Raw genomic sequence first — 13,972 nt, 5'->3', positions numbered from 1 at the left:
TTAGAACTCCAGACCGGCTTCTCTTGCCGCTTCCGCAAAAGCTGCAATTCTTCCGTGATAGATCATGCCGGAACGATCCAGCATTACTTGTTTGATTCCTTTTTGGGTTCCTCTCTGTCCGATCGCCTTGCCCAAAGCCTTTGCTGCTTCGACGTCTTTGCGGCTTTTGCTCACACCAGGAAAATCTTTCTCCAAAGTGGTTGCCGAAGCGACAGTGATTCCTTTGGAATCGTCAATGATTTGGCACGATAAATACCGATTGGATTTCGTAAAAACCAAACGAGGACGATCTCCAAATTGGCGTAGCTTGAACCGAGAGCGCTCCGCTCTTCTATGCCTGGCTGCGACTTTTTTCAGTTTGTTAATCATGGCCTTTTACTTCTTACCGGTTTTTCCGGCCTTTCTCTTGATGAATTCTTCAGTGTACTTGATCCCTTTTCCTTTGTAAGGTTCAGGGGGTTTTTTAGAACGAATGTCTGCTGCGACCTGTCCGACGAGCTGCTTATCGATGCCGAAGATTTTGATTTTTACTTGTTCGTTCACATCGATCTTGATCCCTTTCGGAGATTTATAAACAACTTCGTGTGAAAAACCAAGGTTCATTACCAGATCTTCACCGCGCTTTTGTGCACGATAACCGACTCCGTTAATCTCTAAATTCTTCTCCCAGCCTTGGGTGACTCCTCTTACGCAATTCAACAATAGCGCGCGAGTCAATCCGTGAAGAGCGATCGTATCTTTCTCTTCGCTGGATCTCTCTAATTTTACGACTCCGTTTTCGGATTTCAGCGCGATTCCCTGGAAAATAGGGGTCTGCAGTTCTCCTAGAGGACCTTTTACGCGAATCTTATCGTTCTCAAGTTTCACTTCCACTTTGTCGGGAAGTTTGATTTCTGCTTTTCCAATCCTGGACATAGCTGTTCGGTTCTTACAATCTCTGCCAAATTAGGAGAGTTTGCAAATCACCTCGCCTCCTACCCTAAGTTTCCGAGCTTTTTTGCCGGTCATGATTCCTCTGGAAGTAGAGAGGATCATAGTTCCGATATTATTCTTATACGGACGGATTTCTTCGCTCTTAAGATAGACGCGGCGGCCAGGTTTAGATACCCGGACGAGTTCGCGAATCACAGGACGTTTTGTTCCGTCATATTTTAGAGATACCTTATAGTCTTCAAAGCTTCCGTTTTGAACTGGCTCGTATCCTTGAATGTATCCTTCTTCTTTCATCAATTCCAAGATAGAGCGTTTGATTTTGCTCCCTGGAATTACGCAACTTTCGTGCTTTGCGCGTCCGGCATTCCGGATGCGAGTAAGCATATCACCGATTGGATCTGATAAACTCATTACTCTCTCCTTCTTACCAAGATGCTTTTACTACGCCAGGAACTTGAGCTTGGCTCGCGAGTTTCCGGAAGCAAATTCTGCACATATCAAATCTTCTGAGGTAACCGCGAGGGCGACCGCAAAGGGGACAACGATTGTGAACCCTTACTTTGAATTTCTTTTTTCTCTTGTGCCTTTCGATCAGCGAGGTCTTAGCCATAACTGCAGGGTTCTCCTTATCTCAGGTTCCGGAACGGCATACCGAAAGCAGCGAGGAGACTGTGCGCTTCTCCGTCGTTACCGGTATTCGTTACGAAGGTCATGTTCATTCCGTAGATCGTATTGATCTTATCCACTTTGATCTCCGGAAAGATCAGCTGTTCTTTGATGCTAAAGTTATAGTTTCCGCGGCCATCGAACCCTTTTTCGGAAACTCCTTTGAAGTCACGTACCCTTGGGAGCGCGACATTCACAAGTCTGTCCAGGAACTCATACATGTAGTTCCCACGTAGAGTCACGGTCGCACCTAAGCTCATTCCTTCGCGAATTTTGAATCCAGCGATGGACTTCTTTGCTTTTGTTTTTACAGGACGCTGACCGGTGATCAGTGCAATTTCTTCTACGGCTGCTTCAAGAGCCTTAGGGTTGGTATGAGCTTCTCCCATACCAACGTTCAGAACAATTTTTTCCAAACGCGGCACTTGCATTACGGACTTAAAATTGTACTGCTTTTGGAGATTCGGAACGATTTCCTTTGCGTATTTCTCTTTCAGTCTTGCTGCCATGACTTAAATCTCTTTCCCGTCCGGTTTTGAAACTCGGACTTTCTTGCCTTTTACTTCTTGGTATCCCAGGCGAACTCCCTTTTTCTTTTTGGAGTCGTAGAACATTACGTTAGAAATATGCATTGGTGCTTCTACTTCTACAGTACCGCCCTGAGGGTTCTCTTGGGTAGGTCTCAAAAAGCGCTTCCGCTTATTCAGTCCCTCTACCACTACGCGGTCTCTTTTTTTATCGATTACTAGAATCTTTCCGCGCTTTCCCTTTTCTTTTCCTGCGATAATTACGACTTCGTCGTCTTTCTTTAAACGAACGGTCTTGAACTTAGTATATTCGGATCCCCGATACGTAAGCTTTGACATCTTAGAGAACCTCCGGAGCAAGGGAGATAATCTTCGCGTATTTTTTGTCTCTTAGCTCACGAGCCACTGGCCCAAAAATACGAGTCCCTTTAGGATTGCCTTTATCGTCAATGATCGCTACTGCGTTATCATCAAAACGAATGTACGAACCGTCGCCACGACGGATTTCTTTTTTGGTGCGAACTACAACTGCTCTTTGCACCGCTTTGTTGTGGACCTTTTTCCCCGTGGAGTCTTTGAGTCCATAAGCCGGTTGAGCGTCTTTGACAGCGACGATGATCTCGTCACCTACAGATGCGTACCGCTTTTTGGAGCCACCCAGGACTTTGATACACATAACTTTCTTAATCCCGGAGTTATCGGCTACTTGGAGGATGGTTTCCTGCTGGATCATCTTACTTTGCCTTTTCTACTATCTTAAACAGACGATGACGTTTTTCACGAGAAAGTGGACGCGTCTCAATCGCGAGAATTCTATCTCCGACTTGGCATTCATTTTTCTCATCGTGCACTTTTACTTTTACAGTTTGGCGAACGATCTTCTTGAATTTAGGGTGAGTCTTACGAGCCTCTACGAGCATCACTAAGGTTTTATCCATAGCAGTGCTCACCACCCGACCCTCTGTTAAGAGAGATTTTTTTGCGGACTTCTGTGCAGTTTCCATAATCAGTTCCTAGCCTTCCCCGATTTCTTTGCTGCAGCGTTTACCTTTGCGAGATTCTGGCTTTTGCGAGTTTTGCGAGAAAAGCGAGCTTGCTTCTTTTCTCCAGGGTTAGCCGCGAGCTCTCTTTCCTTACGAATCGTAAGCAGCTTCGCGATTTTCTTTTTTGTAACAGTGATAATCTTAGGGTTCTCTAATGAACGAGCCACTCCATATTGAAAGCGAGCAGTACGCAATACCTTGCGAGCTTCTTCCAATTGAACTAAGATTTCAGCGTCTTTCAGTTCGTGTAGTTTTACTTTTTTCATAGTATGTCCCTCTTCACGAATTCAGTTTGGACAGGCAGTTTGTATGCTGCAAGATCCAACGCTTTCTTAGCGGTCGCTTCATCGATACCACTCATTTCGAAAAGAATACGTCCAGGGCGAATCTCAGCGATCCAGAACTCAGGGTTTCCTTTTCCTTTACCCATCCTGGTTTCAGCAGGCTTCTTAGTAATCGGAAGATGAGGGAAAATCCGAATCCATAGCTTGCCACCTCTTTTAACCTGACGGTTGATAGTGATCCTTGCTGCTTCGATCTGACGCGCAGTCAAACGCCCGGAAGTTACAGCCTTCAGGCCGAATTCTCCGAAGGACACTTTGGAGCCACGTTCATCGGTTCCTTTCAGGCGGCCCCTTTGTCTTTTCCTAAACTTTACACGTTTCGGTGATAACATCGTTCGTTTCCTTTCAACTGATCGCTAACGATTAGTTGGTCCTTCTCTTAACAGCGTATTTATCCTCTTCGGACTCTTCTTTGCTTTGGATATAATCTCCGGTGTAAGTCCAGACTTTCACTCCGATTTGGCCGTAAGTGGTCTTAGCTTCCCGGAATCCGAGATCGATTTTTGCACGCAATGTATGAAGAGGAATTCTTCCTTCTTTATAGTTCTCACGGCGAGCCATATCAGCTCCGTTCAAGCGGCCGGAGATCATGATTTTGATTCCTTCCGCTCCACCGCGCATTGCACGACGAAGCTCTTGCTTCATCACTCTCCGGAAAGGTTGACGCTCTTCGATTTGAATCGCGATAGATTCAGCAATGCACTGAGCTACAGTTTCCGGTTTTTTCACCTCGATAATATTGAGGTTGAGCGGTTTTTCGCTCATTGTTTTGATCACTTTCTTTACTGCTTCGATATTCGCGCCGTTTTTACCGATCACGATACCTGGTTTTGCAGTATGCAAGTTTACATTGATCTTCTCAGGAAAACGCTCTACGACTACTTTTACTACACCAGCTTCCTTAAAACGATTCTGCAAGAAGCGACGAATACGGATGTCTTCGTGTAGATTTTTTCTATAATCCTGTTGGGAGAACCAAATAGAGTCCCACCCGCGAGTGATTCCGATCCTAAGTCCGATTGGGTTTACTTTCTGTCCCATGATTTCCCCTATTAATCCGAGATCACCACAGTTACGTGGCTAGTTCTCTTACGGATCCTGGCGGCACGGCCGCGAGCACGAGGACGAAATCTTTTTAGAATCGGTCCTTCATCCACGAGGATCTTTTTGATATACATCTTTGCAGTATCTACAGCTTCGCTCTTTACCTGTGCATTCGCAGAGGCGGAACGGATCAACTTGTAGATAGGCTCTATCGCTCTTTTGTTTGTATATTTCAGAATATCTAATGCTTCCGCTACCTCATACCCGCGGATTTCATCCGCAACGAGTCTGAGTTTGCGAGGAGACATTCTGACGTATCTTGCTACAGCGACTGCTTCCATTACTTCTTACCGACCTTTTTGTCAGCATTTGCATGTCCCCGATATGTACGGGTCGGTGCAAATTCCCCGAGCTTGTGTCCGATCATATTGTCGTTCACATAAACAGGGATGAATTTGTTCCCATTGTGAACCATTACAGTATGCCCGATCATGTCTGGGAAAATAGTGCTTCTGCGAGACCAGGTCTTGAACGGTTTTTTCTGATTTTCGGAGTTCATCTTGGTGATCTTTTTCATCAAGTGATCATCGATGAACGGGCCTTTCTTTAATGATCTAGCCATTCGAATTTACCTACCTGCTCCTATTCCCTTTTCTTTTCTGGATGATGAACTTATCGCTAGGCTTAGCTTTGCGACGAGTTTTATAACCCTTGGTGGGAATACCCCAAGGAGTAACTGGGTGGCGACCACCGGAAGTACGACCTTCACCACCACCATGCGGGTGATCAACAGGGTTCATCACAACCCCGCGGACTTTCGGTCTGCGACCTAACCAACGAGAGCGACCTGCTTTCCCGATAGAAACAAGGTTATGATCCTTGTTACTGCAAATCCCTATGGTTGCGTAACAGTTCTGGTGAACCTTACGAACTTCGGAGCTCGGCAATTTCAGGAGAATGTATTCTCCGTCTCTACCAGCGATGGTAGCAAAAGAACCAGCAGTACGAGCGATTTGTCCGCCTCTTCCGATTTTCAATTCCACGTTATGCACGTTTGTGCCTGGAGGAATTTTTCCCAGAGGAAGTGCGTTCCCTGCTTTAATTTCAGCGATGTCTCCAGATAGAACTACATCACCTACTTTTACCCCATCCGGATTTAGAATATAAGCATATTCTCCATCCTTGTAGCAAATGAGCGATATGAATGCAGATCTGTAAGGATCGTATTCAACAGATTTCACAGTAGCTGGAATTCCGGTTTTACGACGCTTAAAGTCTATAATGCGATATTTGCGTTTTACTCTTCCGCCTTTGCGACGTACGGAAATTTTTCCGCCATCTCCACGGCCTGCTTTGTAGTTCAAAGAGATCGTTAGAGGCTTAAACGGCTCGCTTTCCGTAATCTCTGCAAAGTCCAATACAGACTTAAAACGAGTCGCGGAAGTAACGGGTTTAAATTTCTTAATTCCCATTTTCTATGCTTCCTTTCCGAAGTCGATGCTAGCACCGTCACGGAAGGTTACGATAGCTTTCTTCCAATGAGCTTTCGGTGCGGGCATATGACGGAATCTTTTGATCTTTCCGCGGTAAACTTGGATATTCACAGAAGAAGGGACCACATTGTAGATCTTTCTAAATGCTTCCTTCACCAGAGTTTTATTTGCTCTTGGGTGAATTTCTACCGAGTATTTCACGGTTCTTTTTCCGGCCTTTTCGCCGATCGTTTCTAAGTCCTGAGACTTTTCGGTGATAATTGGAGAAATAATTACTTCGTGAAGATTCATTTGCTGCTCTCTCCATAGTGCTTCAGCATCTCGCCTAAAGCGCCTTCTGTAATTACTATATTCCGATTGTATAATATATCTCTGCAGGAAATACGTTTTGAATTAATGTATTTCACAGTAGGAATATTGCGAACCGACTTCTTCAGGAACACGTTCTCGCCATCGACCAACAAGCCGATCGTTCCAGTGTTTCTGAGTCCGATATTTTTGAATAAAGTGTCGAACGCTTTGGTGCTGTATTCTTTCGGATCGAGGTTTTCGATTACCTTGATAGAAGCACCTTGTGCTTTCTTATTCAAAATAGAAAGAACTGCACGGCGCTTTACTTTCGGAGATACTTTATAAGAATAATCCCTTTTTTTCGGTCCGTGGACAGTTCCACCACCCACCCATTGCGGAGCGCGAATGGATCCTTGGCGAGCGCGGCCGGTTCCTTTTTGGGACCATGGCTTTTTACCGCCCCCAGATACTTCCGCTCTGGTTTTTGTGGAATGATTTCCTGACCGCAAGTTTGCGTTTTCCGCCTTAATTGCGTCGTAAATTGCACCGCTGCTGTATTTTGATTCGAATAATGCAGCAGGTAACTCGATTTCCGAGACCAACTTACCTTCTTTGGAGAACTTCTGTGCTTTCATGACTCTACCGGATCTTTAAATCTTCTCGATCGTGACAATCGTGTTTGCAGTGCCGGGAACCGAGCCGCTAACAAAAACCAAATTGTCCGCTTCGTGAATACGAACTACTTTCAGGTTACGAACAGAAACCACATCGTGCCCAGTTCTACCTGGGAGCTTGCGTCCCTTAAAAACACGACCTGGTGTCGTGTTGGATCCCATGGAACCCGGATGTCTGTGAAAACGAGAACCGTGAGCACCTGGACCACCGTGGTGTCCATAACGCTTGATCACGCCCTGAAACCCTTTCCCTTTGCTAACTCCAGTCACCTTAACGGTATCCGAAACAGCAAATACGTCCTGGATCTTGAGAACGGAACCAGGAGTAGGTTGGTCTCCAAAATTGCGGAATTCCTTCAACACTCTCTTCGCACCCAGCTTGGCTCTTTCCAAATGTACTTTTTGGGCCTTGGACAAATGTTTCTCTTTTTCGTCCTGAAAGGCTAATTGAACCGCTTCGTATCCGTCGTTTTCGACGGACTTTAGCTGGGAAACTGCGCAGGGGCCAATTTCCAAGACGGTTACAGGTATAATATTTCCCTGTTCGTCGAAAATTTGGGACATCCCTATTTTTTTACCGATTAATCCCTTTGCCATTGGCTTTTTCCTTAGGATTTGATATCCACAGACACACCTGCCGGCAATTGCAACTTCATCAGTGCTTCGACTGTGTCTTCGTTAGTGTCGAGGATATCGATTAGCCGTTTGTGAGTTTTCATCTCAAACTGCTCTCTTGATTTTTTATTTACGTGAGGCGAACGGAGCACTGTATAGATTTCCTTCTTCGTAGGAAGAGGGATTGGACCGGAGACGGTAGCTCCGGTCCTCTTGGCAGTGGCTACGATCTCGTAAGTTGATTGGTCGATCAATTTATGGTCGAACGCCTTTAGCTTTACTCTGATCTTTTGGCCAGCCATTTTCCTACTCTTACTCGACGATCTCTGCCACGACGCCGGAACCAATGGTCTTTCCGCCTTCGCGAATTGCGAATTTGAGACCTTTGTCCATTGCGATCGGGTGGATCAATTCGATAGACATTGTCACGTTATCACCAGGCATCACCATTTCCATACCGCTAGGAAGGTTACAAACGCCGGTAATATCGGTAGTTCTAAAATAGAACTGTGGACGGTAGTTGTTAAAGAACGGAGTGTGACGTCCGCCTTCGTCTTTGGTAAGAACGTAAACTTCCGCGCTAAACTTTTTGTGAGGAGTGATTGAACCCGGTTTCGCGAGAACTTGTCCGCGCTCAATATCTTCCTTCTTGGTTCCACGGAGTAGAGCACCAATGTTGTCTCCAGCTTCTGCTGCATCGAGTAGCTTGCGGAACATTTCAATTCCAGTAACAACAGTTTTGGTGGTAGGACGGATTCCCACGATTTCCACTTCGTCGTTGATTTTGAGAGTTCCTTGTTCCACACGACCAGTAGCAACAGTTCCACGACCAGTGATCGAGAACACGTCTTCTACAGGCATTAGGAAAGGCTTATCAATGATACGTTTTGGAGTTGGAACATAGGTGTCCAAAGCTTCCATCAATTTGATGATTGCTTTAGTTCCGAGTTCAGACTCGTCGCCTTCGAGAGCTTTCAGAGCTGATCCGTAAACGATTGGAGTATCGTCTCCAGGGAAGTTGTACTTGTTTAACAAGTCACGAACGTCCATTTCAACCATTTGAATCATTTCTTCACGCTCATCGTTTGCAAGCATGTCCGCTTTGTTGATGAATACGATAATGTATGGAACGCCAACCTGACGAGCGAGCAAGATGTGCTCTTTCGTTTGAGGCATTGGTCCGTCAGTCGCTGATACAACCAGAATCGCAGCATCCATCTGAGCTGCTCCGGTGATCATGTTTTTAACATAGTCAGCGTGACCTGGACAATCCACGTGCGCATAGTGACGGTTAGCTGTCTCATACTCTTGGTGAGACGTAGCAATCGTGATTCCACGTGCTTTTTCCTCAGGCGCGTTATCGATCTGATCGTATGCAACTGCTTTGTTTTTACCGCCTACTACTTTTGCGAGAGTTGTGGTAATAGCTGCAGTTAGGGTAGTCTTCCCGTGGTCTACGTGTCCGATCGTACCGACGTTTAAGTGAGGTTTGGACCTGTCGAATTTCTCCTTAGCCATAGTGCTTTTAAACTCCTTACTTTGTTAACGAACCCTCACGGGACTCATTTAATGTAATACAGAATGGTGATCAAAGTCGAAAAGGGTGTCCAAAGATAGGACGCCCCTTCCCTGTGCCATATTTCTAAGCACGCCGCTAAAGCCAAGCAAGTTTCGAGAGGCCGCGCTTGCCTGGATCAAGGACCTTCCTTCCGACACGGTAACTACTTTACGAATCTTTGATTCCCTTTTTGCCAAGCTAGCTAATACATCACCGAGATAAATCTCTGGTAAAAGAATCTCCAGCATGGTAAGAGGACCGATCAGTTCGGTGTGACCCGGAATTATGTCCTTTAAGCCTTTGATAACCGCTACCTTAATCAAAGCAGAGAGCTCGAAAGCAGATTCAGAAACTCCTAATGGAGATTTGTAATCTTCAACGACAAGATTGAGACCGAGGATTTCATCCCCTTCTCTTCCTCTTGCGGTCACTTCAAAAAAAGCCGAAGTGATCGCCTCCTCTACTGACTCAGGTAGTTTAATTTTAAACCGCACTCCCTTGGAGAAGCTGTTGGAGCTTTCCAAGGACGCGAGCACCTGACCGCTCGAGATCTTTTGATCGAACGCGGTATGCTGAAATGCGACCTGTTCGACCAATTTTTTCCAAAGCTCGAAGCTTGCAACCTTGATTCCACTAGTTTGAAAGTTTTTTGTAAAAAACTGTTTTAGCCTGCTCAAAGCCACTTCTAAGTGTAGCTCACCCATCCCTGAGAGACGAAATTGACCGGTTTCTGGCAGGATTACGGTCTCTATTCCTTCATCCACCCATTTGAGCTGCTGCAAAGCTTCCCATAAGGAATCCCGATCTTCTGATCTTTCTGGTTCGAGTACGATCTGGAATTGCTTTCGCACAGGGAGGAGAAGGTTCCCGAGCCCCTTCGCAGATTCTGATTTAGGGTCTTTCCAGAGAATTTGCCCAGGGGGAGCAAGTTCTAGAGAAGTGGTGCCGAGGAGCTCCCCTTCTTCTCCCGAACTGACTTCTTCGTAATCTCTTGCGGAAACTTTATACAGGGTGGCCAGCTTTGCTTTTTGGCCTAAATAGCATACTTCCTGTCCCTTTTTGAGGTGAGTTCTGGCTTGAAAATGAATCAGTTTGCCTAGTTCAGGATGGATCTCGTGCTTAAATACTACCGCGAGTGCTTCTTTAGGCAGTACGCTTAATTTCGGTTTTCCCGGAGCCAAGAGGTGAAGGATTTGCAGGAGCTCCTTCACGCCGGTTCCTTTTAGAGCAGAGCCGCCGAGCACAGGAAAGATCTTCCCTTGCCAAAAACCTGTGATCAAACCTTCCAGAGCAATAGCATGCAATTTGCGCGGATCCACTAAGTATTTTTCCGAGAGAACAGGATCCCATTCCAAAAATCGAATTAACTCGGATTCGGTTGCAAGATTGGAGAGAATCGGATAAGTTCCATCTTCTTTAAACAAGAGTTCCGGTTCCGCACCGAGGGCGGTTTCCAAATCAACAAGCGGAGATAGAACTTCCGAGTCTGCCTTGTCTAGTTTATTCAAAAAAAATAATATTGGTTTTTCGGCCTTTCGGAGAGCTTCTACGTTTTGAAACGTCTGGGACTTTAAACCTTCGTATGCGTCGATCAGCACGAGCCCAAAATCGACAACTAATAGAGAAGCATTTGACTGCGTTTGAAAATCCAAATGCCCGGGGTTATCCACGAATTGCAAATGCAGGACTGGTTTGTCTTCGTTGGGCCAAGGAATCCGTGCGACAGTGGATTGAATGGAAATCCCTCTTTCAATTTCTTCGGGAAGGTAATCGGATTCAGTAGTTCCTTCTTCGATCGTGCCTGGTGCAGAGATTCTATTTGTTTCGAATAGAATCCTTTCGAGCAGAGTCGTTTTGCCCGCATCGATATGGGCAAAGATCCCTGGGTTTAAAGTTGGCAAAGACTTTTTCTGCATTGGACTTCAAGTGATTCTGCTTTTGAGGATAGCAAGTAAAGAAGGTTCGCTTGCGAAAGCGGGCTTAACAATGGATTCCTGGAACTCCCCCATAGTCAATTTGTTTATTTAGGTAAAATGAATTCTCAGGTTGTTTCATTCTCCGATTTAAGGAAGGTTTTCCAGCTTAGGAATATTTGCTTGATGATTTTAGTGAAAGGACCAACGTCCTCACGATTTTTACAGGATAACTGAATGGAGAATATATTACCTCGATCCTTCTACACAGTTGAGATTTTTATCGGACCTGGATCAGCCAGGATGAGCTATCTTTTTGTATTGGATAAGAAAGCAGACGTGATTCATTCGATTCATTCCTTCCTGAGTAATCCAGTACTGGGCGCGAATTATCTTTTACTATTTTACGGTTGTGACATTATTGTACAAACGTATCAAAACGGAATCCGTACTCAGAAAATTGATGCGCGCCCTTATATTCGAATGAAGATCGAGGACTTCGACGAAATAGGATTTACAGAGGAGGAACTATGCCCTTCCGTAAATTGCAACTTCCACAAAAAATGGGAAGAAGATCTAAAGCTTCGCAGAACAGACGCGCAGGGAAATGTCGAATGGATTCTAGTCGACGAGCTACCGGACTCAGAACACTGGAAAGTTCAATATTCTACTGATTTTGAGAAAATCCCGATCGAATCGTTGACTGGGACTATCGCTCGAGAAAGCGAATTTGTGTTAGTCGACGATCACTATGCACAATTTGAAATTCCATATAAACTAGGATCTTATGAAAATGAATGGCGCATCTGGAACCCGCACTTTCATAGGGAAGATCCGTTCGATTTCGAGCACGTTCCCGATGACCAACTAGAAGTACTTCAAAATGAGGCTTACAAGAAATCGTACAGTATTTATCTTAAGGATGAAATCGACGATATGGATGATCCTTTGCAACTTAACAACAAAGCATTCCGTATGATTAGAACAAACCTGGAAGTGGCTTTGTACGCAATCCAGAAAGCACTATCCATTGATGAAAACAATGAACTTGCTTATCACACGAAAGCAGAAATCCTAGTCGCGATGGAGTTGTTTAACGAGTCACTGGAAAGCATTGAACGCTCGATTGAGTTAAAGCCCAGTGAAGTCAAGTTGGAGTACAAAAAAACGATACTCTCCTTAATGCAAAGTTCCTAACCGTCAGAGAGATTTCGCTGTGTTACTGCGCCTATGGAAGTTTTTGAAGAACTTCCTCATTGAAAATAGAGATCCTTCAGCGAATTCTCTATTCTTCTCCTTTCTGGACTCTCTTTTCCCGAGAATCGTGCTGAATTCTTCTCTTGGACACTTCGAATTCCACAACCTTCCTGAATTCAGGAAATTGATCCAGAGCTTTCAAGAAATCGGCCTTGAACAATGTGTAAGTCTCGCACGTGGTTCTTGTTCGAATGGTGGCGGACCTTGGCTCTTCGGTCACTAGGGCAAGTTCGCCAAAAAATTGACCCTCGTGCAAAGAAACAAGCACAGACTCTTCGTTTTCAGAAAGTACATCTACGCTGCCTTGACTTAATATGTAGAGATGGTGAGCTACGTCTCCTTTGTGAAATATGATATCCCCTGGAAGAAACATGACTGGCTTCAATGCGAATACTAGATTTGTAACTAATTGAGGATTCGCTCCTCTTAAAAAAGGAACTCTTTCTAACAATTCTTTATGGAGATGGATCTTGATTTCTCTCTGCACCGAATTAGGGAGATCGCTAAGTAGTTTGTTCTCATCTTCCACCCAACCCCGTTCAATTCGATACATGTAAAAATCTCTGACCTTCCTTCGCAAATCAAAAGGAATTCCATGCGATCTCAGAAAGGAATCGACTTGGGCCATTCTCTTTTGCTGCTCCGCTTTAACCATATCCAAATTACTTAATATAGTAGCGATATTACCGATAACGGTAGCATAAACACCGACTCCCAAAATCATTACAATCATCGCGTAAATTCTCTGTGTAGTATTCGAAGCGGTGATATCTCCATATCCTACAGTTGCCAAAGTGGTCACTGTCCAATAAAGAGCTTTTATATAATCGTCAAAGCCCGTCTTGGTCGGTTCAAGTTGATCCAAATATAGCCAGCCGACAGCGCACCAGTGTGCGACTACTCCGACCCAAAATCCGAAAAGCACAAGTCGAAGGATGCCGGGCGCGGGCTTTAGGGCTATATTCAATCTATGTAATATTCCTGCAATACGAAGCGCTTTAACGATTCTCGTAATTCCTAAGACCAAATACAGATGAGGATGTTCGGATTGTTGGAGTCCAAATGCCAGTTGAGTAACAAACTCAAAGGGGAAAGCCGCGGTAAGGTCCAACGCGAACCATGTACGAAAATACTTAATAATTGCGGATTTTTTTTCCCACTTCCAAGATTGATGTTTTTCGCTGTAAGTGAAAAAGTTCCAGAAAATATCGCAGAAGAAAATAAAATCTACGATAAAGTAAAGCGAAGCAATTACCAGGCCTTGCTCATAAGAAATCACAATCCGCAGCGGTGCTTCTACGGATGCATAAAGAATACAAACAAAAACAAGTATATCCCAAAAAATCCGCGCTTTCGTAACATTTCCAAACATGACTATATCCGAATTTCGCTATAGTCTAAGGATGGAATTTCACTTGGATAGCGAAAATTAAATGGCTCCGTTAGGGAACAAAGATATTAAATAAGGAGATGATTCATTATTCCTAAGGAGAAGCTATTGTAGGACCTCCTACAATTCTTAAAAGAAAAACAGACTTGCTAGAAAGGTGAATTTGTGAAAAGAGGTGCGGTACTTCCACCGAACCGGCCCCCGCCCAGGAAGGGCGGGGCTCT

At 44.8% G+C, this 13,972-nt stretch carries 22 protein-coding genes; 1 reads left to right on the top strand and 21 read right to left on the bottom strand.

The features are described 5' to 3' along the window. The 20 genes from rplR to CH373_RS11435 are packed head-to-tail and all read right to left on the bottom strand — an operon-like array spanning position 1 to position 11,089. Positions 1–369, bottom strand: a complete 369-nt coding sequence (rplR, locus tag CH373_RS11530) for a 50S ribosomal protein L18 (RefSeq protein WP_100714424.1) — start codon at positions 367–369, stop codon at positions 1–3. Positions 370–375: 6 nt separating this feature from the next. Then, the gene (gene rplF / locus CH373_RS11525; protein WP_100714425.1) at positions 376–915 is read right to left on the bottom strand and encodes a 50S ribosomal protein L6; all 540 of its coding nucleotides are present in this window, start codon (positions 913–915) and stop codon (positions 376–378) included. A 30-nt stretch (positions 916–945) separates the two neighbouring features. Beyond that, entirely contained in the window at positions 946–1,344 is a 399-nt protein-coding gene (rpsH, locus tag CH373_RS11520; protein WP_100714426.1) for a 30S ribosomal protein S8, read from the bottom strand. Positions 1,345–1,357: 13 nt separating this feature from the next. Further along, positions 1,358–1,543 carry a type Z 30S ribosomal protein S14 gene (locus CH373_RS11515; protein WP_100714427.1) on the bottom strand — a complete coding sequence of 62 codons (186 nt, stop codon included), beginning with the start codon at positions 1,541–1,543 and terminating at the stop codon, positions 1,358–1,360. A 16-nt stretch (positions 1,544–1,559) separates the two neighbouring features. Continuing rightward, positions 1,560–2,108 (bottom strand): 50S ribosomal protein L5, encoded by a 549-nt coding sequence (rplE, locus tag CH373_RS11510; RefSeq protein ID WP_100714428.1) that lies wholly within the window; start codon positions 2,106–2,108, stop codon positions 1,560–1,562. A gap of 3 nt (positions 2,109–2,111) precedes the next feature. Continuing rightward, entirely contained in the window at positions 2,112–2,465 is a 354-nt protein-coding gene (gene rplX, locus CH373_RS11505; protein ID WP_100714429.1) for a 50S ribosomal protein L24, read from the bottom strand. Position 2,466: 1 nt separating this feature from the next. Then, complete coding sequence (gene rplN / locus CH373_RS11500; RefSeq protein WP_100714430.1) at positions 2,467–2,859, bottom strand: 50S ribosomal protein L14; 393 nt, start codon at positions 2,857–2,859, stop codon at positions 2,467–2,469. Between the two features lies 1 nt (position 2,860). Then, positions 2,861–3,130, bottom strand: coding sequence for a 30S ribosomal protein S17 (rpsQ, locus tag CH373_RS11495; protein ID WP_100714431.1), 270 nt, complete (start codon positions 3,128–3,130; stop codon positions 2,861–2,863). A gap of 2 nt (positions 3,131–3,132) precedes the next feature. After that, positions 3,133–3,435, bottom strand: coding sequence for a 50S ribosomal protein L29 (gene rpmC, locus CH373_RS11490; RefSeq protein ID WP_100714432.1), 303 nt, complete (start codon positions 3,433–3,435; stop codon positions 3,133–3,135). Beyond that, on the bottom strand, positions 3,432–3,845 hold the full coding sequence (gene rplP / locus CH373_RS11485; RefSeq protein WP_100714433.1) for a 50S ribosomal protein L16: 414 nt from the start codon (positions 3,843–3,845) through the stop codon (positions 3,432–3,434). The genes rpmC and rplP overlap by 4 nt, the downstream gene beginning before the upstream one ends. 31 nt (positions 3,846–3,876) lie before the next feature. Beyond that, entirely contained in the window at positions 3,877–4,554 is a 678-nt protein-coding gene (gene rpsC / locus CH373_RS11480) for a 30S ribosomal protein S3 (RefSeq protein WP_100714434.1), read from the bottom strand. An 11-nt stretch (positions 4,555–4,565) separates the two neighbouring features. Then, positions 4,566–4,898, bottom strand: a complete 333-nt coding sequence (rplV, locus tag CH373_RS11475; RefSeq protein ID WP_100714435.1) for a 50S ribosomal protein L22 — start codon at positions 4,896–4,898, stop codon at positions 4,566–4,568. Further along, entirely contained in the window at positions 4,898–5,179 is a 282-nt protein-coding gene (gene rpsS / locus CH373_RS11470; RefSeq protein ID WP_100714436.1) for a 30S ribosomal protein S19, read from the bottom strand. The genes rplV and rpsS overlap by 1 nt, the downstream gene beginning before the upstream one ends. Positions 5,180–5,189: 10 nt before the next feature. Beyond that, positions 5,190–6,029, bottom strand: coding sequence for a 50S ribosomal protein L2 (rplB, locus tag CH373_RS11465; RefSeq protein WP_100714437.1), 840 nt, complete (start codon positions 6,027–6,029; stop codon positions 5,190–5,192). A gap of 3 nt (positions 6,030–6,032) precedes the next feature. Beyond that, complete coding sequence (locus tag CH373_RS11460) at positions 6,033–6,341, bottom strand: 50S ribosomal protein L23 (RefSeq protein ID WP_100714438.1); 309 nt, start codon at positions 6,339–6,341, stop codon at positions 6,033–6,035. Further along, entirely contained in the window at positions 6,338–6,976 is a 639-nt protein-coding gene (gene rplD, locus CH373_RS11455) for a 50S ribosomal protein L4 (protein ID WP_100714439.1), read from the bottom strand. Before rplD ends, CH373_RS11460 begins: the two co-directional genes overlap by 4 nt. A gap of 15 nt (positions 6,977–6,991) precedes the next feature. After that, positions 6,992–7,612, bottom strand: a complete 621-nt coding sequence (rplC, locus tag CH373_RS11450) for a 50S ribosomal protein L3 (RefSeq protein WP_100714440.1) — start codon at positions 7,610–7,612, stop codon at positions 6,992–6,994. Between the two features lie 11 nt (positions 7,613–7,623). Further along, positions 7,624–7,932 (bottom strand): 30S ribosomal protein S10, encoded by a 309-nt coding sequence (rpsJ, locus tag CH373_RS11445; protein WP_008593919.1) that lies wholly within the window; start codon positions 7,930–7,932, stop codon positions 7,624–7,626. A gap of 10 nt (positions 7,933–7,942) precedes the next feature. Next, on the bottom strand, positions 7,943–9,148 hold the full coding sequence (gene tuf / locus CH373_RS11440) for an elongation factor Tu (RefSeq protein WP_100714441.1): 1,206 nt from the start codon (positions 9,146–9,148) through the stop codon (positions 7,943–7,945). A 48-nt stretch (positions 9,149–9,196) separates the two neighbouring features. Then, positions 9,197–11,089: an elongation factor G-like protein gene (locus tag CH373_RS11435; protein WP_165778818.1), complete on the bottom strand. Its 1,893-nt coding sequence runs from the start codon at positions 11,087–11,089 to the stop codon at positions 9,197–9,199. Positions 11,090–11,338: 249 nt separating this feature from the next. On the opposite strand from CH373_RS11435, the gene CH373_RS11430 reads away from it, so the two are divergent. Beyond that, positions 11,339–12,298, top strand: coding sequence for a hypothetical protein (locus tag CH373_RS11430; RefSeq protein WP_100714443.1), 960 nt, complete (start codon positions 11,339–11,341; stop codon positions 12,296–12,298). 88 nt (positions 12,299–12,386) lie between these two features. Here the strand turns inward: CH373_RS11430 and CH373_RS11425 are convergent, their stop codons facing one another. Further along, complete coding sequence (locus tag CH373_RS11425) at positions 12,387–13,730, bottom strand: cyclic nucleotide-binding domain-containing protein (RefSeq protein WP_100714444.1); 1,344 nt, start codon at positions 13,728–13,730, stop codon at positions 12,387–12,389. Between the last annotated feature and the right edge of the window lie 242 nt (positions 13,731–13,972).

Origin of the sequence: Leptospira perolatii, assembly GCF_002811875.1 — a bacterium.
GTDB classification, from domain to species: domain Bacteria; phylum Spirochaetota; class Leptospiria; order Leptospirales; family Leptospiraceae; genus Leptospira_B; species Leptospira_B perolatii.
This window is presented reverse-complemented; position numbering and strand designations above follow the sequence as displayed.

Excerpts from the sequence above, each read along its gene's own strand:
- rplR (WP_100714424.1), bottom strand. The coding sequence starts at position 369 with ATGATTAACAAACTGAAAAAAGTCGCAGCCAGGCATAGAAGAGCGGAG.
- rplF (WP_100714425.1), bottom strand. The coding sequence starts at position 915 with ATGTCCAGGATTGGAAAAGCAGAAATCAAACTTCCCGACAAAGTGGAA.
- rpsH (WP_100714426.1), bottom strand. The coding sequence starts at position 1,344 with ATGAGTTTATCAGATCCAATCGGTGATATGCTTACTCGCATCCGGAAT.
- CH373_RS11515 (WP_100714427.1), bottom strand. The coding sequence starts at position 1,543 with ATGGCTAAGACCTCGCTGATCGAAAGGCACAAGAGAAAAAAGAAATTC.
- rplE (WP_100714428.1), bottom strand. The coding sequence starts at position 2,108 with ATGGCAGCAAGACTGAAAGAGAAATACGCAAAGGAAATCGTTCCGAAT.
- rplX (WP_100714429.1), bottom strand. The coding sequence starts at position 2,465 with ATGTCAAAGCTTACGTATCGGGGATCCGAATATACTAAGTTCAAGACC.
- rplN (WP_100714430.1), bottom strand. The coding sequence starts at position 2,859 with ATGATCCAGCAGGAAACCATCCTCCAAGTAGCCGATAACTCCGGGATT.
- rpsQ (WP_100714431.1), bottom strand. The coding sequence starts at position 3,130 with ATGGAAACTGCACAGAAGTCCGCAAAAAAATCTCTCTTAACAGAGGGT.
- rpmC (WP_100714432.1), bottom strand. The coding sequence starts at position 3,435 with ATGAAAAAAGTAAAACTACACGAACTGAAAGACGCTGAAATCTTAGTT.
- rplP (WP_100714433.1), bottom strand. The coding sequence starts at position 3,845 with ATGTTATCACCGAAACGTGTAAAGTTTAGGAAAAGACAAAGGGGCCGC.
- rpsC (WP_100714434.1), bottom strand. The coding sequence starts at position 4,554 with ATGGGACAGAAAGTAAACCCAATCGGACTTAGGATCGGAATCACTCGC.
- rplV (WP_100714435.1), bottom strand. The coding sequence starts at position 4,898 with ATGGAAGCAGTCGCTGTAGCAAGATACGTCAGAATGTCTCCTCGCAAA.
- rpsS (WP_100714436.1), bottom strand. The coding sequence starts at position 5,179 with ATGGCTAGATCATTAAAGAAAGGCCCGTTCATCGATGATCACTTGATG.
- rplB (WP_100714437.1), bottom strand. The coding sequence starts at position 6,029 with ATGGGAATTAAGAAATTTAAACCCGTTACTTCCGCGACTCGTTTTAAG.
- CH373_RS11460 (WP_100714438.1), bottom strand. The coding sequence starts at position 6,341 with ATGAATCTTCACGAAGTAATTATTTCTCCAATTATCACCGAAAAGTCT.
- rplD (WP_100714439.1), bottom strand. The coding sequence starts at position 6,976 with ATGAAAGCACAGAAGTTCTCCAAAGAAGGTAAGTTGGTCTCGGAAATC.
- rplC (WP_100714440.1), bottom strand. The coding sequence starts at position 7,612 with ATGGCAAAGGGATTAATCGGTAAAAAAATAGGGATGTCCCAAATTTTC.
- rpsJ (WP_008593919.1), bottom strand. The coding sequence starts at position 7,932 with ATGGCTGGCCAAAAGATCAGAGTAAAGCTAAAGGCGTTCGACCATAAA.
- tuf (WP_100714441.1), bottom strand. The coding sequence starts at position 9,148 with ATGGCTAAGGAGAAATTCGACAGGTCCAAACCTCACTTAAACGTCGGT.
- CH373_RS11430 (WP_100714443.1), top strand. The coding sequence starts at position 11,339 with ATGGAGAATATATTACCTCGATCCTTCTACACAGTTGAGATTTTTATC.
- CH373_RS11425 (WP_100714444.1), bottom strand. The coding sequence starts at position 13,730 with ATGTTTGGAAATGTTACGAAAGCGCGGATTTTTTGGGATATACTTGTT.